Genomic DNA, 24,704 nt, shown 5'->3' on the forward strand with positions numbered 1-24,704 from the left:
CTTCACAATCCCTTGGGCAGCAACGCCGCCAGCGATTCCCGCATGGCCCGGGCAATCAGTTGCTGCCGCTCGCGCGGCATGCGGGCCAGCGTGGAGGCCACGCTGATGCCCGCCACCGGTTCGCCGTCCGTGCTGTGCACCGCCATGCCCACGGCCAGCACGCCGCTGGTGGCGTGATTGCCGATCACGGACCAGCCGCGCTCGCGCGTGGCGCGCACCAGGATGTTCATGCGCTCGGGCGTCATGCCGCCGTAGTGGCCCAGCGCCGCGGCATTGGCGGCGATGCATTGCGCCACGTCGTCTTGCGGCAGCGCCGCCAGCAGGGCCAGCCCGGCGGCGCCGACGCCCAGCGGCTGGCGCGTACCGACCTGGATCACGAGGATCTGCACCGGATGCGTCCCGACATGGCGCGCGATGCAGTGCGAGATCGCGCCTTCGCGCACGACGGCGAACGCGGCATCCCCGCAAGCGGCACTCACGCGCGCCAGCACTGGCTGTAGCCGCGCCGCCAGGCCATCGGTGGCGTGCGGCAGCGCAAGCGCCGACAGGCGCGGCCCCGCCACGTAGCGAAAGCGCCCACGCTGCGCCACATAGCCGCTTTCCATCAAGGTAGCCAGCAGCCGGTAGACCGTGGCGCGCTCCAGCGCCGCGATGCGGCACAGGTCGACCACGCGCAGGCCTTCGCGGCCGCTGGCCAGCACCGCATCCAGCAATTGCAGGCCGCGCCGCAGCGTGCGGCTGCCGCCGTCTTCAGTGGGCTGCGCAGCATCGGCAGCGTCGGGAAGGGGGCTGAGGGCTGCCTTGCCTTTGGCGGAAACGTCCGGCAGGCGGACGTTTTGATTGGCGGAGCGGGCAGGCATGGGGAAGAATTTCTCGGTCGATGGAAGCCACCCGCAGTATGCCGCAGCGCGGCCAGAAGGGGGCCAGCGACGGCATTGCACTGCCAAAACAGGAGACAAACCATGACCTTGCATCATGCACCGCGCCGGCGCCTGCTGGCGTTCGCGGCGGCCCTCAGCCTGGCGGGCGGCCTCGCGCTGCCGCTTCATGCCCAGCCCACCGCCTGGCCCACCAAGCCCATCAAGCTCGTGGTCGGCTACGCCGCCGGCGGCGCCACGGACGTGATCGCGCGCATCATCGCGCTCAAGCTGGGCGAGCAGCTGGGCCAGCCGATGGTGGTGGACAACCGGGCGGGCGCCAATAGTAACGTGGGCGCCGAAGTGGTGGCCAAGTCGGCGCCCGATGGCTACACGCTCTACGTCTACACCATCGCCAACACCATCAACGCGTCGCTGTACGACAAGCTTGGCTACGACCCGCAAAAGGACTTCGAGCCCATCGGGCTGATCGCCAGGATTCCCAACATCCTGGTGGTGAACCCCAAGCTGCCGGTGAAAACCCTGGCCGACTACATCCGCTTTGCCAAGGCGTCGCAGGACGGCATCACCTTTGCCTCGTCGGGCAGCGGCTCGTCCATCCACCTGTCGGGCGAGATGTTCAAGATGCAGGCCCGGCTGAACATGCTGCACATCCCGTATCGAGGCAGCGCGCCGGCGGTGACCGACCTGCTGGGCGGGCAGGTCCAATCGATGTTCGACAACACGCCTTCGGCGCTGCCGCACGTGAAGGCGGGGCGGCTGCGCGCCATTGCCATCACCAGCGCCCAGCGCTCGCCGCTGCTGCCCGAGGTGCCGACCGTTGCCGAGTCGGGCTTTCCCGGCTTTGACGTGCAATCGTGGTTCAGCCTGGCCGCACCCGCCGGCACGCCGCGGCCGGTGATCGAGCGCCTGAACTCGGCCCTCAACAAGGTGCTGGCCGCGCCCGACGTGCGCCAGCGCTTGCAGGATCTGGCGGCCACCCCCGAGCCCGGCTCGCCAGAGCAATTGCGCCGCCTGATCGCGGCGGAAACCAAGCGCTGGCACGACGTGGTGAAGCAGTCCGGCGCCAAGGCCGAATAAGAAACAAGGAGCGTTGCCTACCATGTACCCGATCGATTTCTTCTGGCGCGCCGCGGCGCGCTGGCCCGGCAACATTGCCATCGACGCCCCCGAAGGCGCGATCCGCTACGACGCGCTGGCCGCCCAGGTGGCCGCGCTGGCCACGGCGCTCAATGCGCTCGATGACACCCTGCAGAGCCGCGTGGGCATTTGCGCGAAGAACAGCGCCGAGCACATCGTCGCGCTCCTGGCGGTGCTGGCCTGCGGCAAGGTCTGGGTGCCGCTGAATCCCAAGAGCACCCGGCCGGAGATCCGCCGCATCATCGACGCCACCGAGCCCTCCATCCTGGTGCTCGATACGGCCTGCGCCGGCCTGCTGGAGGGCGCGGCCGGCGCGCGCATCTATAGCGGCTCGCCGCCGCCCGGGGAGAGGTCGGTGGCCGCGCTGATCGCGCAGCATGCCGGCGCATCGCGCCCGGCTTTTGCGCTGCCGGAGGATGCCACGCAGGCGATCAAGTTCACCGGCGGCACCACCGGCTTGCCCAAGGGCGTGATGCAGCCGTACCGCGCCTGGATGACCAACGTCTCCAACCAGATCCACGCGTGGGGCTTTGACGAGCACGAGCGCTACATCGTGGCCGCGCCGATCACGCATGGCACGTCGACCTACCTGTTGCCCATCCTGGCGCAGGGCGGCTGCCACGTGGTGCTGGCCGAGGCCGGCGCCGAGGCGGTGCGCACGGCGTTTCGCGAGCGCGGCGGCACCGTGTGCTTCATGCCGCCAACGCTGGTCTACATGCTGATGGCGCTGCCCGGCGCCGCGCGCGCGGACTTCCCCTGCCTGCGCCGCCTGATCTACGGCGGCGCGCCGATGCCGCCCGAGAAGATCCGCGAGGTGCGCGCCTTTTTCGGCCCCGTGCTGGGCACCACCTACGGGCAGACCGAGGCGCCGCAGAGCCTGACCGTGATGCGCCCCGCGGATTTCGAGGACGAGCGCAACTGGGCCGCCGTGGGCCTGCCCACCTGGTTCAGCGACGTGGCCATCATGGCCCCGGACGGCCGCCTGCTGCCCCCGGGCGAGGTCGGCGAGGTGGTCGCGCGCGGCGACCTGGTGATGAGCGGCTACTGGCGCCTGCCGGAGAAATCCGCCGAGACGCTGGTGGACGGCTGGCTGCACACGGGCGACCGCGGCCTGATCGACGAACGCGGCTATCTGTACCTCAAGGACCGGCTCAAGGACATGGTCATCACCGGCGGCTTCAACGTCTATCCGGTGGATGTGGAGAACGCGCTGGGCCAGCATCCGGCGGTGCACGAATGCACGGTGTTCGGCGTGCCCGACGAAAAATGGGGCGAGGCGGTGCACGCCGCCGTGCAGCTGCGCCCCGGCCAGCATGCCACCGAAGGCGAGCTGATTGCCTTTGTGCGCGAGCGCCTGGGCCCCGTGCAAACGCCCAAGCGCGTCCACTTCCATGCGAGCCTGCCGCGCTCCGCCGTGGGCAAGGTGCTCAAGACCGCCGTGCGCGAACGCGCCATCGCTCCCGAAGCCGCTTCGGTCCCATCGGCCCCATCGGTCCCTTCGGCCCCGACCCCTTCCAACGAATCCACTGCGAATCCATCATGACTTCCTCCGCCTCCTCCAAGCCCGTCACCCGCCTTTGCACCCACACCCTCACCAGCCTGCATTATCGCGACGCGGACCTGGTCGAGGACCTGATGGGCAAGAAGACCTTCACCGAGGTCATGCTCATGCAGATCCTGGGCCGCGAGCCGCGCCCGGTGGACCTGCGCATCACCGACGTGGTGCTGATCGTGCTGATGGAGCACGGCCTCACGCCCAGCGCCATCGCCACGCGGCTGATCTACATGAGCGCGCCCGAGAACCTGCAGGGCGCCGTATCCGCGGGCCTGCTGGCCGTGGGCAGCTCCTTCGTGGGCACCATGGAGAACTGCGCGCAGCTGCTCGACCGCATCGGCGCGGCCGCCGATCCCGATGCCGAGGCCATGGAGATCGCGCGCCACTACAAGTCCATCAAGAGCCATGTGCCCGGCTTTGGCCACCACCTGCACAAGCCGGTGGACCCGCGCGCCTACAAGCTGCTGGAAATGGGCCGCGCCGAGCCCGACCTGGCTGGTGACAAGATCCGGGCGCTGGAGCGCCTGTCCAGCGCGGTGGATGCCGTGGCCGGCCGGCCCATCACCATCAACGCCACCGGCGCGGTGGCCGCCTTGCTGGGTGAGCTGGGCGTACCCACGGCCGTGATGCGCGGCTTTGCCGTGATCTCGCGCGCGGCCGGGCTGGTAGCGCATATCGTGGAGGAGCAGCAAAGCCCTTCGGGCCGCTTTATCTGGGACACCATCGAACACGCGATTCCTTACGTGGGCGAAGGCGGGCACCGGCCAGGGGAGGGCGCGTGACATGACGAATCTATCGAACGCAGGCGACAGCGCGGCGGCGGCACGCCCGCCCGGGTTGCCGCTCGATCTTTCGGGCCGCACGGTTTTTGTCGCCGGCGCGGGCTCCGCGGGGCCGGGCTGGAGCATCGGCCGCGCGGCCAGCGTGACCTACGCGCGCCTGGGCGCGCAGGTCTGCGTGGTGGACCGTGACGCGGCCTCGGCCGAGGAAACCACGGCGCTGATCCGGGCCGAAGGCGGCATCGCCGAGACTTTCACGGGCGATGTGTCCGTGGAGGCCGAAGTGGTGCGGCTCTTTGCCGCGGCGCGCGGGCGCTTCGGCATGGTGGACGTGCTGCATCACAACGTGGGCATTGGCAAGACCGGTGGCCCGATGGAAACCACCGCGGACGACCTGGACCGCATCCACGCCGTCAACGTGCGCAGCCTGCTGCTGGCCAGTCAGCAGGTGCTGCCCGACATGATGGCGCGCGGGCGCGGCGCCATCATCGCCATCTCGTCGGTGGCCGGCATGCGCTACGTGGGCTATCCGCACCTGGCCTACAGCGTGACCAAGGCCGCCGTGACGCAGTTCACGCGCATGCTGGCGCAACAATATGCGCCACATGGCGTGCGCGCCAACACCGTGGTGCCGGGGCTGATCGACACGCCGCGCATCGCTACCACGGTGGCGAAGATGTTCTCCGGCACCAGCCTGGACGAGGCGCGCCGTGCGCGCGCCGCGCAAGTGCCGATGGGCCGCATGGGCAGCGCATGGGACGTGGCCCACGCCTGCGCCTTCCTCGCCTCCGATGCGGCGGCCTATATCACCGGCACGGAGCTCGTGGTGGATGGCGGCATCACCGGGAAATTCGTGTGACACGCAATCCGTCGTCCCACGTGCAGTAGTTGCTTGGAGGCCGTTTCAAAATGAAGCGAAGCGGTTCTGGCTAGGCGCGCGGCCGCAGACAGTACAACTGGTACGGCAAGGCCGCGCAACGACGTCAGAATCTTTTTGAAATGGCCTCTTAAAAGAAAGGATGGCCGGCTAGCCATATCCGCAGCGCGGATATTCGCGCAGCGCCATTGCGCGAGGGTCTAAAGAGTCACTAAACCTTGCCGATATGTACCCATCGGCATGAAGAACGCCGGCATTTCTTGCCGGCACGAGCCGATGTCTTCCTCCCGAAGCCGACGCTCGATCGGTTGCCACGACAAGCGAAGATCAGGCATCCGTGCAGGCGGCGTTGCCACGCAGCCGCCTGCCGGTCTCTCGCTTGCCTTTCCGGGATGGCTCTGGCCGATGACCTCTTGCATTCCTCCTTTCTTTTTCCAGGACGACGGACAAACATGCGTTTCAGTGACATGAAAATATCAACCCGCCTTACTGCCGGATTCGGCATTCTGGTTCTGTTGATCGCCTTCATGGGCGGCACATCGATCATCAAGATTCATACCGTGGAAAATGCATTGCACACGGTATTAAGTGACCACTACAGAAAAATAGCGGATCTCAATGACATTGAGGGAAACCTGAACCAGGTCGCGCGCTCGCTGCGCAATATGGTGATCATGACGGTGGCGACAGATATCGAGAAGGAACGTGAACTGACCGCCGCCACGCTAAAGACCATTGCCGCCCAATGGGCCCGGCTAGAGACCAAGATCACCTCTGACAAGGGTCGGGCCGAGCTGGCCAAGGTGAAAGAAGCGCGCGGTGCGTACGGTGCCCTGCAGGACAAGTTCCTCGGGCTGGTGGCGGCAGGCAATGCCGACGAGGCCAGGAACATGCTGCTGGGCGAGTTGCGCCCGGCCCAGCTGGCCTATTTCGCCGCGGTGGAAGGCCTGATCCAGCATCAGGACAAACTCATGGAAACGTCCACCAGCGAGGCCATCGACGCCGTCGAGCGCATGAAGGCCACGATCTGGGCTTCGGGTGCCGTCGCGCTGCTGGTCGCTGTTTGCATGGCCACATGGATCATCCGCGCCATCACCCGGCCAATCAATCAGGCCGTGCGCGTGTCGGCGGCCGTGGCCGCGGGCGACCTGAGCCTGCAGTTCGATGCCAGCGGCAACAATGAAACCGCCAGGCTGATGCGCGCGCTGAAGGACATGCAGGCTAACCTGGTGCGCGTGATCGCCAACGTGCGCGAGAACGCCGAAGGCGTTGCCAGCGCGAGCCAGCAGATTGCCGATGGTAACCGCGACCTGTCCGGCCGTACCGAGGAGCAGGCCAGCGCGCTTGAGCAGACCGCGGCCTCGATGGAGGAGCTCAGCTCCACGGTCAGGCAGAACGCCGCCAACGCGCTGCAGGCCAATCAGTTCGCCATTGGCGCCACCACGGTGGCGCGCAAGGGCGGCGACGTGGTCGGGCAGGTGGTGGGCACCATGAAGGACATCAACGACAGCTCGCGCAAGATCGCCGACATCATCGGCGTGATCGACAGCATCGCGTTCCAGACCAACATCCTGGCGCTGAACGCCGCCGTGGAGGCCGCGCGCGCCGGTGAGCAGGGGCGTGGCTTTGCCGTGGTGGCGGGCGAGGTGCGCAACCTTGCGCAGCGCAGTGCCGAGGCGGCCAAGGAGATCAAGACGCTGATCACCGCCAGCGTGGAGCGCGTGGAGCAGGGCACGGCCATGGTGGATCATGCCGGCGCCACCATGACGGAGATCGTCGCGGCGATCAAGCGCGTGACCGACATCATGGGCGAGATCAGCGCAGCCAGCACGGAGCAGAGCGCGGGCGTGGCGCAGATCGAAACCGCCATGAGCCAGATGGACCAGGCCACCCAGCAGAACGCCGCGCTGGTGGAGGAAAGCTCGGCGGCGGCGGAAAGCCTGCATGCGCGGGCACGGCAACTGGTGCAGGCGGTGGCCGTGTTCAAGCTCCATCAGGAGCGTGGCGGGCATGGCGCGCCATCCGGCCTGACCGGGGCTTGAATGGGGCCTGGGCGGGGCCCGACTGGCCAAGGACCAGTAAAATAGCCGGCCAGGGTGGGTTTTCAAAGGCGGCAGGTGGCTCAACGACAACAGGGTTTTCTTCTGACTCGGCACTGGCGGGATACGGCCGCCGGGACGGAAGTCGAGTTCTGGCTGGCAACCGACAGTGGCCCTCGCCATATCCGCCTGGCGCACCAGCTCTCGGTGGCGTTCGTGCCGGCCGAGCAGCGCGAGACCGCCGAGGCGGTCTTGCGCGGCGAGCGCAACGTGGCATTGCGCGAACTCCCGCTCGCGGATTTCCATCGCCGCCCGGTGCTGGGCCTGTACTGCCAGCACTACCGCCAGCTCACCAAGCTGGAAAAACTGCTGAAGGAAGCTGGCGTCAGCGTCTACGAGGCCGACATCCGCCCCCCGGAGCGCTACCTGATGGAGCGCTTCATTACCGCGCCCGTCTGGTTTGCCGGCGAGGCCAACGCGGCCCACGGCGGAGGCACCCTGCTCAACAGCCAGATGAAGCCAGGGCCAGCCTATCGGCCCACGCTGAAGCTGGTGTCGCTGGACATCGAGACCACCGCCCACGGCGACCTGTACTCGATCGCGCTGGAAGGCTGCGGCCAGCGCCAGGTGTATATGCTCGGCCCGCCCAACGGCGACGACAGCGCGGTCGACTTTGACCTGGAGTACTGCGCCAGCCACCCGCTGATGCTGCAAAAGCTGAACCAATGGCTTGCCCAGCACGATCCCGATGCCATCATCGGCTGGAACGTGGTGCAGTTCGACCTGCGCGTGCTGCAGAAGCATGCGGATCGCTATCAGGTCCCGCTGCTGTTTGGCCGGGGCGGCAATGTGCTGGAGTGGCGCGAGCACGGCTTCAAGGAGAACCATTTCTTTGCCTCCGCCGCCGGCCGCCTGATCATCGACGGTATCGAAGCGCTGCGGTCCGCTACCTGGAACTTCCCGTCCTTCAGCCTGGAGAACGTGGCGCAGACGCTGCTAGGCGAGGGCAAGTCCATCGACAACCCGTATCAGCGGATGGCGGAGATCGACCGCCGCTTTGCCGAAGACAAGCCCGCGCTGGCGCGCTACAACCTCAAGGACTGCGAGCTGGTGACCCGGATCTTTGCCAAGACCGAGTTGCTGACCTTCCTGCTGGAGCGGGCCGCCGTCACGGGATTGCCGGCGGACCGCAGCGGCGGCAGCGTGGCCGCCTTCACGCACCTGTACATGCCGCTGATGCATCGCCAGGGCTATGTCGCCCCGAACCTGGGCGAGGTTCCGGACGGGGCCAGCCCCGGCGGCTTTGTCATGGATTCGCAGCCCGGGCTGTACGATTCGGTGCTGGTGCTGGACTACAAGAGCCTGTACCCGTCCATCATCCGCACCTTCCTGATCGATCCGCTCGGGCTGGTGGAAGGGCTGCAGGATCCGTCCGACGAAAGCTCGGTGCCGGGATTTCGCGGCGCGCGCTTCTCGCGCACCCGGCATTGCCTGCCGGCCATCGTCAAGCAGATCTGGCAAGGCCGGGAAGCGGCCAAGCGCGAAGGCAACAAGCCCTTGTCGCAGGCCCTGAAGATCATCATGAATGCGTTCTACGGGGTGCTAGGGTCCAGCGTCTGCCGCTTTTTCGACCCACGCCTGGCGTCGTCGATCACCATGCGCGGGCACGAGATCATGCACCGCACGCGCGAGCTGATCGAGGCGCAGGGCTACCAGGTGATCTATGGCGATACCGATTCGACCTTTGTCTGGCTGAAGCAGCCGCATGCCGAGGAAGACGCCGACAGGATTGGCCGCATGCTTGTCCAGCAAGTGAACCAGTGGTGGCAGCAGCATCTGCAACAACAGTACGGCCTGGAGAGCGCGCTGGAGTTGCAGTACGAGACCCACTACCGCCGCTTCCTGATGCCCACCGTGCGCGGCGCCGAGCAGGGCAGCAAGAAGCGCTACGCGGGGCTGGTCGCCAAGGCGGACGGCAGTGAGGAGATGGTCTACAAGGGCCTGGAAACGGTACGCACGGACTGGACACCGCTGGCCCAGCAGTTCCAGCAAGCGCTTTATCAGCGCGTGTTCAAGAAGCAGCCGTACCGGGAATATGTGCAGGACTACGTCCGCCGCACCATGAGCGGCGAGTTCGACGCGCAACTGGTCTACCGCAAGCGCTTGCGCCGCACGCTCGAAGACTATCAGCGCAACGTGCCGCCGCACGTGCGCGCGGCACGCATCGCGGACGAGTTCAACCGCAAGGAAGGCCGTCCGCTGCAATACCAGAACGGCGGCTGGATCAGCTATGTGATGACGGTGGCCGGCCCGGAGCCCCTGGAAACCCGGCGCTCGCCCATCGACTACGACCACTACCTGACGCGCCAGCTGCAGCCGGTGGCCGACGCCATCCTGCCCTTCCTGGGCGATGCGTTCGAGACGCTGGTGACGGGGCAGAAGGCGTTGTTTTGATGGCGCCTTCTATCGGATCTTGATGACAACCTTGCCCTTTGCACGTCCTGTTTCGACGTAGGCCAACGCCTCTTTGGTCGACGCGAACGGAAAAACCCGATCGATCACGGGCTTTATCGCACCTGCGTCGATGAGCCTGGCGATCTGGCCTAGCTGGTCTCCGTTAGCACGCATGAAAACAAATGAATAGCTGACGCCACGGCGTTTCGCGGCTTTCCTGATGCGATGGCTCAGAAAGCGCATTGCTGCTTTCAGGAACCAGGAGGCGCCCATCTCTTTCGCAAAATCGGGATCAGGCGGACCGGCGATCCCGATGAGTTTGCCACCCGGCTTGAGCACTCGCAGCGACTTCTCGAGCCCTTTGCCGCCCTGCGTATCCAGTACCACGTCATAGTCCTTCAGGATGGCCGCAAAGTCGTCTTTCGTGTAATCGATGACGATATCCGCACCGAGGCGCTTCACCAGTGCGATATTGCGCGCGCTCGTTGTCGTCGCGACCGTTGCGCCTACATGCTTCGCCAGTTGAATGGCAAAGGTGCCAACGCCGCCCGAGCCAGCATGTATGAGCACTTTCTGCCCTTTCCTGAGTTGCCCTTTTTCGATCAGCGCCTGCCAGGCAGTCAATCCCACCAACGGAATTGAAGCCGCTTCCTCCATCGTGAGTGCCGTGGGCTTGAGGGCCACGCCATCCTCTTTGATCGCGATGCATTCCGCGAAAGTGCCGATGCGGTCCTTGTGTGGTCGCGCATAGACCTCATCGCCCGGTTTGAATCGTTGTACGCGCGATCCGACGCGGACAACAACCCCGGCCAGATCGTTGCCCAAAATCAATGGCAGACGATAGGGCAGAATCAATTTGAACTCGCCGTCCCTGATCTTGGCATCGAGAGGGTTCACGCCAGCGGCGTGAATCTGGATCAATACGTCGTCCTCGCGCACCTCCGGGACCGGCATATCGCCAGCGCGTACGCCATGTTTGCGTCCATATCGATCGACGACGAATGCCTTCATCATGGTTCCTTGTCAGTTTCTCGTTGCGTCAAGTTGTTTCACGGGCAGTAACGCCGTCTACGTTGCGAGCCGCAGATCTTTGCGAATACCGGCGTCTACCATGTTCGCAGGCGCAAATCTGCGTAGCAATCGCAGGCGGCCGGCGAGTCCACCAGCTGCATAGCGGAGTTTCGGACGCGCCGCGATGGCGGCCTGCAGTACGGTCTCGGCCACAACCTCAGGACCGTCAGCGCCCTCGACCACCTCCTTCACTCGCCTATCCACGGCCGAGCGCACCTCGCGGTAGGTGTCGAGAGGGGCGTCGGGCGCCATGAAGTTCGCGTCAAAAGGCGTCTTGATATAGGCCGGCTCAATGACCGATACCCGGATGCCCATCGTGCGCAACTCATGGTCGAGCGATTCCGAGTAGCCTGCGACCGCGTGCTTGGTGGCGGAGTACAGCGCCATGTAGGGCATGGGCAAGAAACCCAGCACAGAGCCGATGTTGATGATGCGGCCGCTACCTTGTTGCCGCATATGGGGCAACACGGCACGCGTCATGCGGATGATCCCGAAGAAGTTCGTATCGAAGATCGCGCGGGCCTGGTCAATCGAACTCTCTTCCGCAGCAGCGGGGGCGACACCGAAGCCAGCGTTGTTGACCAGCAGGTCGATGCGGCCGTGCAGGCGCAGTACTTCCTTGACGGCGGCTTCGACCGATGCTTCGCTGGTCACGTCAAGTGGCAGCATCTCGAACGTCCGCGGTCCGGCTTGCGCACCGCGCCGGCTGGTGCCGTAGACCTTGTATCCGGCCTTCGCAAGCCGCTTTGCCGTGGCTTCGCCGATTCCCGACGAGGCGCCCGTAACGAGCGCTATCTTGGTTTCCATGCTGTCCTTCCGATATTGAGGGATGTTTTACGTGGTTGGTCGGGCGTTCATTTTGCCAAAATATGATGATCATCATATTTTGGATCCAACGAAAACTGGCACCGGCACCGGGCCGGCAGATTTACGCGTCGGTGGGCGCGAGTTTCTTCAATGCGGCTTCAAGAAAACTTTCCGACAGCCTGGGGTCGTCCACGGCACGCGCCAGCACCATGGTGCCAACCATGGAGGCAACTGTCATCAGTGCCTGTTCGTGCGCACCCGGCTGGCCCCAATCGGGCAATTGGCGCGCAACGACATCGATCATCTCCTTGATGCGGCGGGTGGCTGCGCGCCGCACGACCGGCGCCTGGCGCGGCATCTCCGAGCCGAGGGCGGAGACAGGGCAACCAGTCTCCATGTCTTCACAATGCGCTTTCGACAAATAGGCGCGCACCATCGCCGGCAATGCTTGATCTGGCGGCACGGAGGCGGCGATATGCTCCGACAAGGCCACGGCTTCAGCACCGGCGCGGTCAGCGGCTTCGGCAAGCAGTACCTCGCGCGATGGAAAATGGGCGTAGAAGCCGCCATGCGTCAGGCCGGCCTCCTTCATGATGTCGGCCACTCCTGTGCCGTCGTAGCCACTGCGCCGAATCGCGCGCGCGGCGACCTCGACGATGCGCTCGTGCGTGAGTTCCTTGCGGCTCACGGTCTTGCGATTGATTGACGGCTTCTTCATGACGACCATCATATAACATTTCGCCGCCATTTGCTGCACGGAGCCATGTCGATGGAGATCAAGGCGCCCCCCCCAGGCAGCGCTGAGCAGTGCAACTGTCAGTTCGGCTACATGAGGGTGCGCTATCGTGGCTTGATGAAGCGCACGCAGCAACGACCCTGCTGACGATAGGCCTCTCAGTCCAAGCTGATGCCGTTTATCTTGGCGATGCTTTGCCAGAGGGACAGGTCGGTACGTACCGTCTGGGCAAACTGCTCCGCGCTTTTCAATGGCGGATCGACCAGGTTCAGTTGGACGAACCGGTCACGCAACTCCGGGGCGGACAGCGTGTTCAGGATCTCCCGGTGCACGGCCGCTACCACGCCGGCTGGCGTACCGCGCGGGGCGAACACACCATACCAGGCATCTGTATCGAAACGATAGCCTTGTTCGGTCATGGTCGGCAGGTCCGGCAACGCCGGTCCCCTGTGCGATCCGGTGATGGCGATGCCGCGCAGCTTTCCGGTCTTGATCAGCGGCACCGAACTGGTGGCGTCGACGAAGGCCACCTTCACCAGCCCGCCCTGCATGTCCTGGTAGATCTGGCCGATCGTCTTGTAGGGCACATGCCGGATGTCGAGTCCTTCTTTCCGCTTGAGGTACTCCATCACGAGCTGCCCGGTGGAGCCCGGGCCCCAGGTGGCGTAGTCGTACTTGCCGGGATTCGCCTTGACGAGGGCAACGAACTCCTTCAGGTTGCGCGCGGGAAAATCCGGCGAGGCGACCAGATGGATGCCCCCTGAGAAAATCTGTGCCACGGCCACAAGGTCACGCGTCACATCGAATGGCAGCTTGTGCAGCAGGGCCTGGCTGATGACGGTGGAAGACGAACTGGCAAATAGCAAGGTGTAGCCGTCAGCGGGTGCCTTGGCCACCGCGTCGACGCCGATGACGCCATTGGCGCCAGGCCGGTTGTCGACCACGACGGGCTGGCCCAGCGTGCGCGACAAGCGCTCGGCAAAGATCCGCGCAATGGTGTCGGGCCCACTGCCGCCGGCGCTGGGCAGGATCAGGCGAACCGGTCGCACTGGCCACGGCTGCGCGCTCGCCGGCGCCGCGCCGAGCGCAAGGCCCAGCGCCATGCCGAGGGTGGGTGCCAGGGCCAGGAATCGTCCGAGTCCCAACGTGTTCCAGCTAATCCGCATCATGTTTGTCTCCTGCATATTGTTGTGATGGCGGGCCTGGCCATGGTACGGCCCAGGCCCGCTTGACCTGTACAACGCCGCGCCAGCCGTCAGGCTGCGGCGCGCACGGCGCCGATCGACAGGCCGCCATCGACGATGAGCATCTGCCCGTTGACATAGGAGGACTCGGTGCTGACCAGGTAGAGCGCGGCGTGCGCAACCTCCCAGCCTGTGCCCTGCCGGCCGAACGGCAGCGGGCGGGCTGCGCGCGAGGGCCGGGCGCGCGAGGCGTCGCGGCCCATCGGCGTGTCGATCAGTCCTGGTGCCAGCACATTCGCACGCAAGCCGCTGGGCTGGCCGGCGAATGCCACCGCGCGGCCCAGCGCGGTCAAGGCCGCCTTGGACGTCTCGTAGGCCGGCAGGCCGCTCAGCGGAGAGATCGCCGCCGTGGAGGCCACGAACACAATGGCGCTGCCAGCGGGCATGACGGCGGCGGCCTCCTGGGCGCAGAACATCGGGGCGCGCAGGTTGATGTCCTGGACCCGGTCCCAGTCGTCGGGCGTCTCCGCGCCGAAGCGATTCTGGTTGCCGATTCCGACGTTGACCACCAGGCCATCGAGCCCGCCCAGCGCGGCCACGGCCTGGGCCACCATGCGCGAGATTTGCGCGGGGTCCGAAACGTCGGCCTGGACGGGTATCGCGCGGCCGTTCTCGCGCAGGATCAGGTCGACCGTGTCCTGCGCGGCGCCGGCATCCATATCGGCGCATGCCACGGCGGCGCCCTCGCGGGCGAACAGGATCGACATGGCACGGCCATTGCCTACCGATGGCACCGGATCGACGGTATGGCGCTGGCCCGCGCCTACCACCAGGATGCGGCGCCCGGCGAGCCGGCCGTCACGGCGCGGCACGCCAAGCGCGGGTGCAAACAGTTGTTGGTCCGGACGGCTTTCCAAGCATTCAGTCATGACGCAGCTCCAGCTTTTCCAGCGGCGGGTTTTCGATATCGACTTCGAGGTTTTCCAGCAGGCGCGACACCAGCATGTAGAAGCCGATGGTCGCCAGCAGCTCGACCATCATCTGTTCGTCCAGGGCCGCCGCAACCTTGGCGTAGAGCTGCGCCGGTGCCTTGACGTCATGCACCACGGCATCGGTGAATGCGATGGCAAGGCGCTCGAGTTCGCTGAAGTCGCCGTTGGCATCCGGCTTGAGCACGGCATCGATTTTTTCTTCCGGCACACCGGCGGCGCGCGCCACACGCCGGTGCTGATGCACTTCGTAACTGGCGCCGCTGAGCGCGCCCACCCGCAGGATGACCAGCTCGCGCAGCGTGGGCGGCAGCGAGGCCTGCGTGAGAATCGCGCGGCCAAGACCGAGGAAGCCGAGCGCGATCTCCGGCGCATGCGGCAGGATCCTGTACAGGTTGAGGGCGGGACGCCCGCGCAGTTGCTCGCCAAGGCAGCCGGGCACGTTATCCACATCGAAGTAAGGTAGTCTGGCCATGTTGTGTTGTCTCCGTTACCTGCCGCGCGGCAGGTGAGGTCGTGGTGGGAATAGTGCAAATAGGGGTTGGCCGCTCACGGCAGCACGTTGCGCGGGTCTTGTCGCAAGACCAGGTTCCATACCTGTTGGCCGACCGGCCGCTCGCGTTCCTCGATCAGGTGGGCGACCAGTCCCGCGCAGCGTCCGATCAGTGCCAGTCCCCGGCCGAACAGCGGGTCCAGCCCTATCTCGGCGAGGATGGCGCCGATGGCGCCAGCGGCGTTGAGCGGCAGGGCGCCGCGCTTGCCGTCGCCGCAGGCGTCGCCGAGCGCCAGGGCAAGACGACAGTACTTGCCGTGGAAGCCATTCGCGCTCGCGGTCTCCATCAGGACCGGCACGCGCGGATCACCTTGCGCGTGTATTGGATGGCCGACGCCAGGTATCGGCCTGCCGGCTGACCGGCAGGCGGCGACGATGCGCCGGGCATGCTCTGCAATGGTGGCTGCGTCGGCATCGGCCGCCAGCGACGCACCTTCTTGCAGCAGTAATTCCGCCATGTTCTGCACGGTGCCGAGGAAGCGTTCGCCGGCGCCAAGCAAGCCCGCGGCGACCGCGCCTTGCAAGGATTCCGGCGCGCCCAGCCAGGTCATGCGGGCGCTGATCGCGCTTGGCGTCAGCCCGTGATCGACCGCGGTCACCAGCAGTGCGTCAATCATCCGCGCCTGCGCCGCGCTGGGCCTGCGGCCGAGCGCAGCCAGGCAGAGCGTCTGAACGAAATCCAGCTTGCCGATCACCTCGGTGGCCAGGTCGAGTCCGCGCAGCGTGATGCGATCGGGTGTGGTGTAGCCGATCTCGGTGCGGATGCCATTCATGCGCTCAGCCCCACGGTGATGCCGCCGCAGACGTGCAGCACCTGTCCGGTGACGAAGGACGCGCGTTCGTCGAGAAAGAACTCGACGGCATGAACAATATCCTCCGGCTTGCCGAGCCGCCCGACCGGCACGCCGTTCACGATGCGCTGCGTCAGCGCATCCTGGGCCGGGTTGACGGAGCCGAACGCCGCCGTGGCGATGGGCCCCGGCGCGACGGCGTTGACGGTGATGCCGTGCGCCGCCAGTTCCAGCGCCCAGGTACGCGTCATGGCGTTCAGGGCGCCCTTGCTGGCCGAATACGCCGTGCGCAGTTCCTTGCCCAGCGCGGCACGGCTGGAGATATTGACGATGCGGCCGTGGCGCGCCTTTCGCATGGCAGGCACCAACGCCTGGGTGCATTGCAGCGCGGCGCGGACATTGACGGCGATTTGCCTGTCGAAGTCGTCAAGGCCGGTTTCCTCCACGCTCGCCGCCCGCAGGGTCGCCACATTGTTGACGAGGGCAGTGAAGGCATAGCGGGCCGATGCCTCCCCGAGCGCGGCGGCGAGTTGCGCCGGCTCGGCCATGTCGACTTTGACGAAATGCGTCACACCGGCCTCGGGAGGTGCCACCCGATCGAAGTTCACTACCGTGTGGCCGCGCGCGCGCAGCGTCTTGCACAGGGCCCAGCCGATGCCGCCGGATCCGCCGGTTACCAGGATATCTGTTGGTGTCATGATGAGAGAGGCTCCTTGCCTTGAGGGTTGTTGCTGGCATGGTTGCTTGCACTGGCGGCGAGCCGGGTCTTGACCTCGAGCTTCGAGACCTTGCCGTTGGCCGTGAGCGGAAGGGTTTCCACAAAATGAATGCGCTTTGGTGCCTGCACCGAACCCAGGCGTTCCTTGACGAATGCTTGCAACTCGGCAGCGTTGGGTGTGGCGCCGGGATGCAGTTGCACGGCCGCATGCACGGCCTCGCCCCAGCGCGGGTCGTCCATGCCGAGCACGGCGCAGCGGCACACTGCGGGATGGGCGCCGAGCGCGTTCTCCACGTCGCTGGGGTACACGTTGAAGCCACCCGTGATGATGACGTCGCGCAACCGGTCTTTCAGGTACAGGTAGCCTTGCGCGTCCAGGTAGCCACCGTCGCCCGTATGCAGCCAGCCATCGGCCAGTGCTTCGGCGGTCTTGCCGGGCTGGCGCCAGTAGCCGGACATGACGAGGTCGCCGCGCACCACGATCTCGCCGGATTCGCCAGCCGGCAGCAGCTTGCCGTCGCGCCCCATGATGGCGAGTTCGGTCAGGCAGGTGGCGCGGCCGACGCTGCCGTGGCGGGCGGGATCGCGCAATTCGCCAGCGGGCAGGAAGGCAATGATGCCGGGGGCCTCGGTTTGCCCGAACGAGGTCTCCAGGGTGCCAAAAACATCAATGGCCTGGGCAATCCGGTCTGCGCGCATCGGCGCTGCCGCATAGATCAGGTGCCGCAGCGCGGACCAGTCCCGTTCGCGCACGCCGGGCTCGTCCAGTAAATCGTAGATCAGCGTGGGCGGCATGAACACCGCGGTGATGCGCTCGCGCTCCAACTGATCGAGCAGGGCGCGCGGCCTGGTCGAATCCGCCAGCACGATGGTGCCGCCACGTGCGAACACGGGTAGCAGGAACGTGGATGTGCCGTGGGTGATGGAGGCCACGGCGAGATAGCGCTCGTCATCGCGCAGCTGCATCGCGGTGAGGATGGAAACCACCGTGGTGTTCCAGGACCGCAGCGACTGCATCACCCCCTTGGGCGCACCGGTAGTGCCGCCGGTGAACTTGATGGCCTGCGTTTCGCCAAGCTCGCGCTGCGTGCGTAGCGGGACGCGGCCGCGCCAGGCACACAGTAGCGCGGCGATGCTGTCCGGGCCGGATGCCTGCGGCCCGCAGGTGATTACGCGGGTGCCAAGTGTGGTCGTGCCGGATTGGCCGTGGCTGCTGTCTTCCACCACCAGGATGGACGGCTCGGTGAAGTCGACGATGCGGGCCCGTTCGTGGACCGAGGCGCGTGGATTCAGTGGCACCCAGCACTTGCCGGCGGCCAGCGTAGCCAGCAGCGCCAACACATGCTGCACGCTATTGCCGGCGCAAATGCCTACGCGCGATCCGGACACGGGGTCCTGCGCCTGGAACGCCGCTGCGAGCGCCAGTACCTTCTGCGTCAGTTCGCCGTAGGTCAGCGATTCACCGGCTGCCTGCAAGGCGATGCGTGCCGGCGTGGCGCTGGCGGTCCTCAGCAGGTGGTCGATTGGTTGCATGCTTTCTTCCGTTGCGTCTCGTTGATTCCGTTCATTCCGTTGATTCCGTTCATTCCGCCCGCGCTCCCGATACCTTTACGATCCTTGCCCATTTGCTCATCTCCTCATCGACGAATCTGGTAAATTCCGCCGCGCTCATCGGCCGGCTGCCTGCATTCCCGTTGGTGCCGAGGTCGGTGCTGGTGTCGGCGCCCATTTCGGCGTAACGCTTGCGCAGCGTGGCGCTTGTCACAGCCTGGCCAACCGCGGCATTGAGCCGGTTCACAATGTCGGGGGGCGTATGCGCCGGCGCGAAGATGCCGCTCCAGTTGCCCACGAAGTAGCCCGGCACGCCGGCTTCGGCAACAGTCGGCACATCCGGGAGCGCGGGCGAGCGATGCGCCGAGGTCACGGCAAGCGGGCGTACCAGGCCCTTGGCGATCAACGGCAACGAGGTGGGCAGGTTGTCGAACATCAACTGCACCCGCCCGCCCATCAGGTCGGTCTGTGCAGGCGAGCCGCCGCGGTAGGGCACGTGCGTCAGTTGCGTACCGGTCATATGCTCAAAGAGTTCGCCGGACATATGAATGCTGCTGCCATTGCCGGACGAGCCCATCATCAACTGGCCCGGGTTGCGCTTGGCCAGCGCGATCAACTCCTTCACATTGCGTGCCGGCAACGTCGGGTTGACGACCAATACATTGGCACCGGAGGAGACCAGGGCCACAGGCTGGAAGTCCTTCTTTGGGTCGTAGGGAAGGTTGGCGTATAGCGTCGGGTTGATGCCGTGGGTGCCGATCGTGCCCAGCAGCAAGGTGTAGCCGTCCGCCGGTGCATTGGCGACGGCGGCCGCGCCGATGTTTCCGCCCGCACCGGCGCGGTTCTCCACCAGCACCGGCTGCCCGAGGCTTTGCGTGAGCTGCTGGCTGAGCAGCCGTCCGAAAATGTCCGCAGTGCCACCGGGCGGGAACGGCACTACCAGGCGAATTGGCCGTGAGGGATAGGTTTCGGCCAGTACCGGCCCCGCCGTGTGCAGGGCGAGCGCGGCCGCGACCACACAGATCAGTCTGTGAAGCATGGGATGTCTCCGTTGTCGTTGTGATTGCCAGCGGCATGCTCCGGACGGAGCCGCGCCAGGCTTACTGCGCTTCGCCTGGCCTGCCGCTCAGGGATCCACACGTGGCCTCGCCCGTAAAGTCGGCGCCAGGGGGGGGCGGCGAGAGGGCGCGAAGGACGGTCTTGCTGCATGGGATAGTTTGGCGCTGTCTGGGTTAGGTGAGCGGAAATGTGAAAACGATTTCCGTTTGTGCTAACTTAGCAGGCAACAAATTTGGCGTCCAACTGTGGAACGTTTTCATTAGGGAAGACCATGACGCAAAGGATTTCCGTCAGGGATGTGGCTGAGGCGGCGGGGGTTTCCATTGGCAGCGTGTCGCGGGTGCTGAACGGCACCGGCTATGCCAGCCAGGCGCTGCGAGCCCGGGTGCATGCGGCTGTGGAGGCACTGAACTATGAACCCAGCTTTGCCGCCCGCCACCTGCGCACCGGGCGTAGCAAGACGGTCGGCTACCTGGTTTCGAACATCGGCAACCCGCTGCTGGCGGCGCATTTCAGCGAAGTCGAGAAGCATATGCAGGCCGCCGGGTACTCCATGTTGGTCGGCAATACACTGGACCAGCCACGGCGCGACCGCGAACTGGTTGCGCTGTTCGAGACCCGCCGGCTAGAGGGCATCATTGCCGCGCCGAGCCTGGAGAGCGCGGACCCCGCCGACAGCCTGTTCAGCGGCTGCAGCTTACCGGTGGTGATTCTGGATCGGGAAACGCCGCTACCAATGGACGCGGTCTATTTGGACCATCGTAGCGGTGTGAAGCAGGCAATGGCGTATCTGATTTCATTGGGTCACCGCCGTATCGCGTTGTTCGGGCCCGGCGAGCACATTCGTCCAGGGCGCGAAAAGCTGCTCGGCTACCGGGATGCCCTTGCGGAGGCAGGTTTGGTGTTCGACCCGGCACTAGTCTGTATGTCACGCTCGGCGATCGATTCGTCACGCACCCAAATGGCGACCATGCTCGCTCTTTCCGCACCCCCCACTGCAATCATCGGCCTAGGAACGCGCCTGCTCTCCGGAGCCATTTATGTTGCGCGCAAGGCGGGGCTGGATATTCCCAGAGACCTTTCGGTGATCGGCATCGGTACGCCGGAGACGCTAGAGTTGATGTATCCCCCGCTAACCACGCTACGCTTTGACATCGAGCGTGCCGCGCAGGCCGCCGCACATCTGATGCTTGACCGCTTGGCCGGGGAGGGGGGGAGGCAACCGCGTAGCGTGAATGTGCCGCTTGACCTGGTTCTGGGTGAGTCGTGCGCCCCGGCAGCGCCCAGGTAGGCCAGTGGGCTGCACATGCGCCAGTTCGACGCTCGGGGCACCTTCCTGCAGGTTCACGATGGCCTGCTCAGGGCCACGGACGTTGGCCGCCGGCTGATGCGCCGGCGTATTGGCAAGGTGTTGCTATTTCTTGGATTCGTATGCCATCCGCACCGCCAGACCTGTCAGAACGCTTCCCATCAGCCAGCGCTGCACCAATAGCCACTGCGGGCGTCCTGACAGGAAGGTAGATATCGATCCGGCCGTCACGATGATCAGTGCATTCACAGCGAGGCTGATCGAAATCTGAACGCCGCCGAGCGCCAGCGACTGGGTAAGAACGCTGCCGTGTCCTTCCGTAATAAATTGGGGAAGCAGAGACAGATACATGACGGCGATTTTTGGATTCGCCAGGTTGGTGATAAACCCCATGCTGAAGAGCTTCCTTGGGGTATCGACCGGCAGGTCGCGCACTGCAAATGCGGACCGTCCGCCCGGTTTGACCGCTTGCCAGGCAAGATATAGAAGGTACAAAGCGCCGCCAAAGCGAAGCGTATCGTAGGCGTAAGGTACCGCAAATACGAAGGCCGTAATTCCGAATGCCGCGCAGAGCATGTAGAACACAAAGCCCAGAGCAACGCCGCCCAATGAAATGAGGCCTGCGCGTCTACCTTGGCAAATTGAGCGGGAAATTAGATAAATCATGTTCGGCCCCGGCGTTAAAACCATTCCCAACGCCACAAGAGCAAACATGAGCAACTGTGCAAAATCAGGCATAACCCATCTCCAAGGATAGTAGGTAATGCCCAGGCGCGCGGCGGCTAGCAACCTCACGCTCCCCGATAGTGCCCTATCTGTATGCGCCAGTCACATGAGTGCAGAAATCATAGCACAGGAGAAAATACTTTAGGCTCGGAGGCGCCGTGGTCTTGCGCTGACAGACAACCAGCCAACCTGGGACGATCACTGGCGTCCGTCGGACTGAGATCGGCCATCGAAGAAAGAGGAAATTACCTTCTGCGGTGCCCGGATGATTCCCCATCCATAGACGTCTCTGCGCTCCACTGCGCCGCGGTGAGTCTGGAGATGAAGAAATCGGCCAACGCACTCACCTTCGCGGGCCGCGCGCGGGCAGTGGGCGTGACGAAATACAAACCACCTTCAGGCAAGCGCCAATCGGTCAAAACGGGCTCGAGCTGTTTGTCCCGGAAATACTGCGTCGCGACAAACTCAGGAAGCTCGGTGATGGCAAGTCCAGCGAGGACCGTGGGCAGCAATGCCTCCACGCTCGTTCCTCGCAACGCTCCGGTTGGTGTGACGGTGCATTCCTCGCCACTTTCATGGGTAAATCGCCAGACGTCGCGCTTACTCCTGTTGGTGTAGGTAAGGCACTGGTGGGCGCCAAGGTCTTGCGGGTGCTGAGGATGGCCATGGTGAGACAGATAGGCTGGAGATGCCACGACAAATCGCCGCACAGGTGCAATGAGACGTGCGACGAGTGACGAGTCTTCCATGATGGCGATGCGCAGGGCGGCGTCAAAGCCATCGCCAATCAGATCAGTCTGTGCGTCCGTGAGATGAAGTTCGACGGAAATATCCGGATAGGTCCGAAAGAACTCGGGCAACAGCGGAGCCACCCAGCGAGCACCAAAGGAGAGCGGCGCCGCGAGCTTTACGAGACCACGTGGCCGGCTTGACGTCTCACGTGCGAAATCCTCCGCTTCCTCAGCCTCCGCGTAGATTCTCGCCGCTCGCTCGGCAAGCGTGTGGCCATAGTCCGTGAGTGCAAGTCGTCGGGAGGTGCGGTTGAACAGTCGACCTCCCAGCCGTTCTTCAAGACGGGTAACGGCCCTGGAGACCGTGGCGACCGAGACCCCCATGGCAGTTGCCGCCGCAGCGAACGAGCCTTCTTCGGCAACTTTCGCGAACATCGCGAGCCCTTCGAAATCCGGTAGTTTTGACATCGACAATCCTGCAACGATGGTTTTCATTCATTTCTATTTCGAAAATTAGCATGACGTCATAGATTTGTCTCGTCGCACCACTCGTCGCACTTACTCGTCGCACCACGCCACCCAGGAGATAGATCATGGTACGCAGACTCGAAGGACAGTTAGCCGTCATCACCGCCGTCACGAAGACCTTGGCCCTCGCTCAGTAGCGCGGCACCACATCCCGCATCTTCCTGAAGCAGCTGCTACAGGAAATGGACATGCAAGAGACTTAAGAGATTTCCACCCCATGCGACCGCAAAGGTCCACAGTCATCGATTAAGGAGTGTGTTATGAATGACCGTACCCATGAACTGCTTGATCGCAACCTCCAGGAGGTCTTCGGCGAAGGCGACGCAGCGCGTCGTCGCGCGGCGATCGAGGCGCTCTATACCGAGGACTGCGTGCTCTACGTGCCTACGGGTGTATTCGTTGGGCACGATGCTCTCGACAAATTCGCGGGGGATCTTCGCGCGACGCACCCGCACTATGCTTACACACCGCACGGTAAGCCTCAGGCTCTCCACAACGCCGGTCGTCTGGCTTGGGGTTCTGGCCCGCGCGGCGAAGCCCCCGACTACACGGGCTGGGATGTGATCCTCGTTCGTGACGAGAAAATCGCGGCGCTCTATGTCTTCCTCGATTCCGTTCCCAACGTGCCGGCACTTCCGGAGGTAACCGTGCCATGATCGCTTTCGCGTCGCCCACAAGGGCGACGCCGGGGACACGCTCCGTCAACTTGCGGATAGGTTTTGGCCCAGCCGTGCCGCTTCTATCGCGGCGATATTGATCTTTCTCATGGTCATCATCGCGTCAAACGCGCGCCTGGCCGCAGCGGGATCGGGGTCGGATATTGCCGCGGTGAGGGCGCGCGGGGTGATCTGCCATGACAGGCCCCATCGGTCCTTGCACCAGCCGCATGCGCTTTCCTGGCCGCCGTTGCCGATGATCGCGTTCCACAAGCGGTCGGTTTCGGCCTGGTCGTCCGTCGCGATCTGAAAAGAGAATGCCTCGTTGTGCTTGAAATACGGGCCGCCGTTCAGCCCAAGGCAGGGGATGCCGGCGACGGTGAACTCAACCGTCAGGACATCGCCCTGCTTGCCGCCAGGATAGTCGCCCGGTGCGCGGTGGACGGCGCCGACAGCGCTGTCGGGGAACGTCTGCGCATAGAAGTTTGCGGCGTCAACGGCGCCACCTTCGTACCACAGACAGATCGTGTTCTTGCTGGTCATTTCGCATCTCCTGACAAGTTGGCCACCTGCATCCGCGCAGCAGTCGCAGCTACGTCGTGCGTGACTATTTTGTGGGGGTTGTGTGATCTTCGAACGCGGCGACGATGCCGTCAATCATTGCTGTGATGCGCGCGGTATGCCGAAGGTCTTGATGCGTGACGAGCCAGATTTCGTAGACCGCCCCACGTGCGGGTTCCGGCCCTATCTGCACGAGGCCGTCGTGTTCAGCCAGATGGATCGGAAGCTCACCGATGCCGAGGCCAGCCTTTACCGCGGTACGCAGCATGAGGCTGGAATTGAAGGTCGATACGATGCGCCCCGCGTGTATCGGTTCGCCAGCAAGCGTCGGTGATCGATTCCCGGTCCAGTTTCCCTGATAGGCAACGAGATCGTGGCCCGCGAAGGCGGAGCCCGCGGCGGGCTTGCCGTGCTGGTCGAGATATGCCTTCGATGCAAAGAGCGCCATGGGCCAGCGAGCCAGGCGCCGCGCGACAAGATCGGGATTATCCGGCCTGACTGAGCGGACCGCGATATCCGCTTCACGCTTTGCCAGACTTAGCATGCGCGTCGACGTGTCCAGCAGGACGCGCACTTCGGGATGCGCAGCATGCAGGCGTTCGATGGCCGGAAGCAGGAATTCGAGCGCAATCAAGTCGGTGCTGGTGACTCTTACGTCCCCCGCAAGCCGTGTATCCGTGCCTTGCGTTCGTCTGACGAGTTCGTGTGCGGCGTGTTCCATTTTTTCCGCCGATCTCAGCGCGGCCTCGCCTGCGGCGGTCAACGCGTAACCGTCAGAGGTGCGCAGGAAGAGCGTTGCACGTAGGGCGTGCTCTAGTGCCGCAATCCGTCTGCCGACCGTCGCCTGATCAAGGTTGAGCGTCCTGGCCGCGCCACGGAGCGTTTTTTCGCGCTCCACCGCGAGAAACACTCGCGCGTCATCCCAGTTCATCGTGCCGCCCTCCTGATGCAAATTTGCATCTGACAACACGAATAATGCTGCACATATTCATCAGCGTCGAGGCCTAGACTG

General features: G+C 64.7%; 23 protein-coding genes and 1 riboswitch. Of the genes, 8 read left to right on the forward strand and 15 right to left on the reverse strand.

Annotated elements, in window-relative coordinates:
- Window positions 1-2: 2 nt before the first annotated feature.
- Complete coding sequence (locus AC07XB_RS01280; protein ID WP_492827341.1) at window positions 3-860, reverse strand: IclR family transcriptional regulator; 858 nt, start codon at window positions 858-860, stop codon at window positions 3-5.
- Between the two features lie 102 nt (window positions 861-962).
- Here AC07XB_RS01280 and AC07XB_RS01285 point away from each other — a divergent pair, with 102 nt between their 5' ends.
- From AC07XB_RS01285 to AC07XB_RS01310, 6 genes are all read left to right on the forward strand, one after another.
- The gene (locus AC07XB_RS01285; RefSeq protein ID WP_492373749.1) at window positions 963-1,958 is read left to right on the forward strand and encodes a tripartite tricarboxylate transporter substrate binding protein; all 996 of its coding nucleotides are present in this window, start codon (window positions 963-965) and stop codon (window positions 1,956-1,958) included.
- 22 nt (window positions 1,959-1,980) lie between these two features.
- Window positions 1,981-3,561, forward strand: a complete 1,581-nt coding sequence (locus AC07XB_RS01290; RefSeq protein ID WP_492827338.1) for a class I adenylate-forming enzyme family protein — start codon at window positions 1,981-1,983, stop codon at window positions 3,559-3,561.
- Entirely contained in the window at window positions 3,558-4,355 is a 798-nt protein-coding gene (locus AC07XB_RS01295; RefSeq protein ID WP_492373747.1) for a citryl-CoA lyase, read from the forward strand. Before AC07XB_RS01290 ends, AC07XB_RS01295 begins: the two co-directional genes overlap by 4 nt.
- 1 nt (window position 4,356) lies before the next feature.
- Entirely contained in the window at window positions 4,357-5,211 is an 855-nt protein-coding gene (locus AC07XB_RS01300; protein WP_492810013.1) for an SDR family NAD(P)-dependent oxidoreductase, read from the forward strand.
- A 485-nt stretch (window positions 5,212-5,696) separates the two neighbouring features.
- Window positions 5,697-7,271 (forward strand): methyl-accepting chemotaxis protein, encoded by a 1,575-nt coding sequence (locus AC07XB_RS01305; RefSeq protein ID WP_492373745.1) that lies wholly within the window; start codon window positions 5,697-5,699, stop codon window positions 7,269-7,271.
- A 75-nt stretch (window positions 7,272-7,346) separates the two neighbouring features.
- A complete protein-coding gene (locus AC07XB_RS01310; RefSeq protein WP_492827336.1) occupies window positions 7,347-9,722 on the forward strand; it encodes a DNA polymerase II in 2,376 nt (791 codons plus the stop codon).
- Between the two features lie 9 nt (window positions 9,723-9,731).
- On the opposite strand, the gene AC07XB_RS01315 is transcribed toward AC07XB_RS01310, so the two are convergent.
- The 10 genes from AC07XB_RS01315 to AC07XB_RS01360 all read right to left on the reverse strand — a co-directional run bounded on the left by AC07XB_RS01315 (window position 9,732) and on the right by AC07XB_RS01360 (window position 19,161).
- A complete protein-coding gene (locus AC07XB_RS01315; RefSeq protein ID WP_492810324.1) occupies window positions 9,732-10,733 on the reverse strand; it encodes an NADP-dependent oxidoreductase in 1,002 nt (333 codons plus the stop codon).
- Window positions 10,734-10,790: 57 nt separating this feature from the next.
- A complete protein-coding gene (locus AC07XB_RS01320) occupies window positions 10,791-11,600 on the reverse strand; it encodes an oxidoreductase (protein WP_492373743.1) in 810 nt (269 codons plus the stop codon).
- A 121-nt stretch (window positions 11,601-11,721) separates the two neighbouring features.
- Window positions 11,722-12,330, reverse strand: a complete 609-nt coding sequence (locus AC07XB_RS01325; RefSeq protein WP_492827370.1) for a TetR/AcrR family transcriptional regulator — start codon at window positions 12,328-12,330, stop codon at window positions 11,722-11,724.
- Between the two features lie 164 nt (window positions 12,331-12,494).
- The gene (locus tag AC07XB_RS01330; RefSeq protein ID WP_492373742.1) at window positions 12,495-13,505 is read right to left on the reverse strand and encodes a Bug family tripartite tricarboxylate transporter substrate binding protein; all 1,011 of its coding nucleotides are present in this window, start codon (window positions 13,503-13,505) and stop codon (window positions 12,495-12,497) included.
- 86 nt (window positions 13,506-13,591) lie between these two features.
- Window positions 13,592-14,449: an SDR family NAD(P)-dependent oxidoreductase gene (locus tag AC07XB_RS01335; RefSeq protein WP_492827334.1), complete on the reverse strand. Its 858-nt coding sequence runs from the start codon at window positions 14,447-14,449 to the stop codon at window positions 13,592-13,594.
- A complete protein-coding gene (locus AC07XB_RS01340; RefSeq protein ID WP_492827332.1) occupies window positions 14,442-14,984 on the reverse strand; it encodes a carboxymuconolactone decarboxylase family protein in 543 nt (180 codons plus the stop codon). The genes AC07XB_RS01335 and AC07XB_RS01340 overlap by 8 nt, the downstream gene beginning before the upstream one ends.
- A gap of 74 nt (window positions 14,985-15,058) precedes the next feature.
- The gene (locus AC07XB_RS01345; protein ID WP_492827330.1) at window positions 15,059-15,835 is read right to left on the reverse strand and encodes a citryl-CoA lyase; all 777 of its coding nucleotides are present in this window, start codon (window positions 15,833-15,835) and stop codon (window positions 15,059-15,061) included.
- Window positions 15,832-16,551, reverse strand: a complete 720-nt coding sequence (locus tag AC07XB_RS01350) for an SDR family NAD(P)-dependent oxidoreductase (RefSeq protein ID WP_492373738.1) — start codon at window positions 16,549-16,551, stop codon at window positions 15,832-15,834. The genes AC07XB_RS01345 and AC07XB_RS01350 overlap by 4 nt, the downstream gene beginning before the upstream one ends.
- Window positions 16,548-18,104, reverse strand: coding sequence for an AMP-binding protein (locus AC07XB_RS01355; RefSeq protein ID WP_492827328.1), 1,557 nt, complete (start codon window positions 18,102-18,104; stop codon window positions 16,548-16,550). The genes AC07XB_RS01350 and AC07XB_RS01355 overlap by 4 nt, the downstream gene beginning before the upstream one ends.
- 49 nt (window positions 18,105-18,153) lie before the next feature.
- Window positions 18,154-19,161 (reverse strand): Bug family tripartite tricarboxylate transporter substrate binding protein, encoded by a 1,008-nt coding sequence (locus tag AC07XB_RS01360; protein WP_492827326.1) that lies wholly within the window; start codon window positions 19,159-19,161, stop codon window positions 18,154-18,156.
- 291 nt (window positions 19,162-19,452) lie between these two features.
- On the opposite strand from AC07XB_RS01360, the gene AC07XB_RS01365 reads away from it, so the two are divergent.
- A complete protein-coding gene (locus tag AC07XB_RS01365; RefSeq protein ID WP_492373735.1) occupies window positions 19,453-20,472 on the forward strand; it encodes a LacI family DNA-binding transcriptional regulator in 1,020 nt (339 codons plus the stop codon).
- Window positions 20,473-20,595: 123 nt separating this feature from the next.
- On the opposite strand, the gene AC07XB_RS01370 is transcribed toward AC07XB_RS01365, so the two are convergent.
- Window positions 20,596-21,228 carry a LysE family translocator gene (locus tag AC07XB_RS01370; RefSeq protein ID WP_492373734.1) on the reverse strand — a complete coding sequence of 211 codons (633 nt, stop codon included), beginning with the start codon at window positions 21,226-21,228 and terminating at the stop codon, window positions 20,596-20,598.
- Window positions 21,229-21,248: 20 nt separating this feature from the next.
- Window positions 21,249-21,332: riboswitch (ZMP/ZTP riboswitch) on the reverse strand.
- A 129-nt stretch (window positions 21,333-21,461) separates the two neighbouring features.
- Complete coding sequence (locus AC07XB_RS01375) at window positions 21,462-22,415, reverse strand: LysR family transcriptional regulator (RefSeq protein ID WP_492827368.1); 954 nt, start codon at window positions 22,413-22,415, stop codon at window positions 21,462-21,464.
- 320 nt (window positions 22,416-22,735) lie between these two features.
- Here AC07XB_RS01375 and AC07XB_RS01380 point away from each other — a divergent pair, with 320 nt between their 5' ends.
- Complete coding sequence (locus tag AC07XB_RS01380) at window positions 22,736-23,131, forward strand: nuclear transport factor 2 family protein (RefSeq protein ID WP_492373733.1); 396 nt, start codon at window positions 22,736-22,738, stop codon at window positions 23,129-23,131.
- Window positions 23,132-23,176: 45 nt separating this feature from the next.
- Here AC07XB_RS01380 and AC07XB_RS01385 read toward each other — a convergent pair whose 3' ends face one another.
- Complete coding sequence (locus tag AC07XB_RS01385) at window positions 23,177-23,674, reverse strand: VOC family protein (RefSeq protein ID WP_492373732.1); 498 nt, start codon at window positions 23,672-23,674, stop codon at window positions 23,177-23,179.
- A 64-nt stretch (window positions 23,675-23,738) separates the two neighbouring features.
- Entirely contained in the window at window positions 23,739-24,623 is an 885-nt protein-coding gene (locus AC07XB_RS01390; RefSeq protein WP_492810031.1) for a LysR family transcriptional regulator, read from the reverse strand.
- Window positions 24,624-24,704: the final 81 nt, after the last annotated feature.

Source organism: Cupriavidus sp. GW821-FHT02F09, from assembly GCF_059421605.1.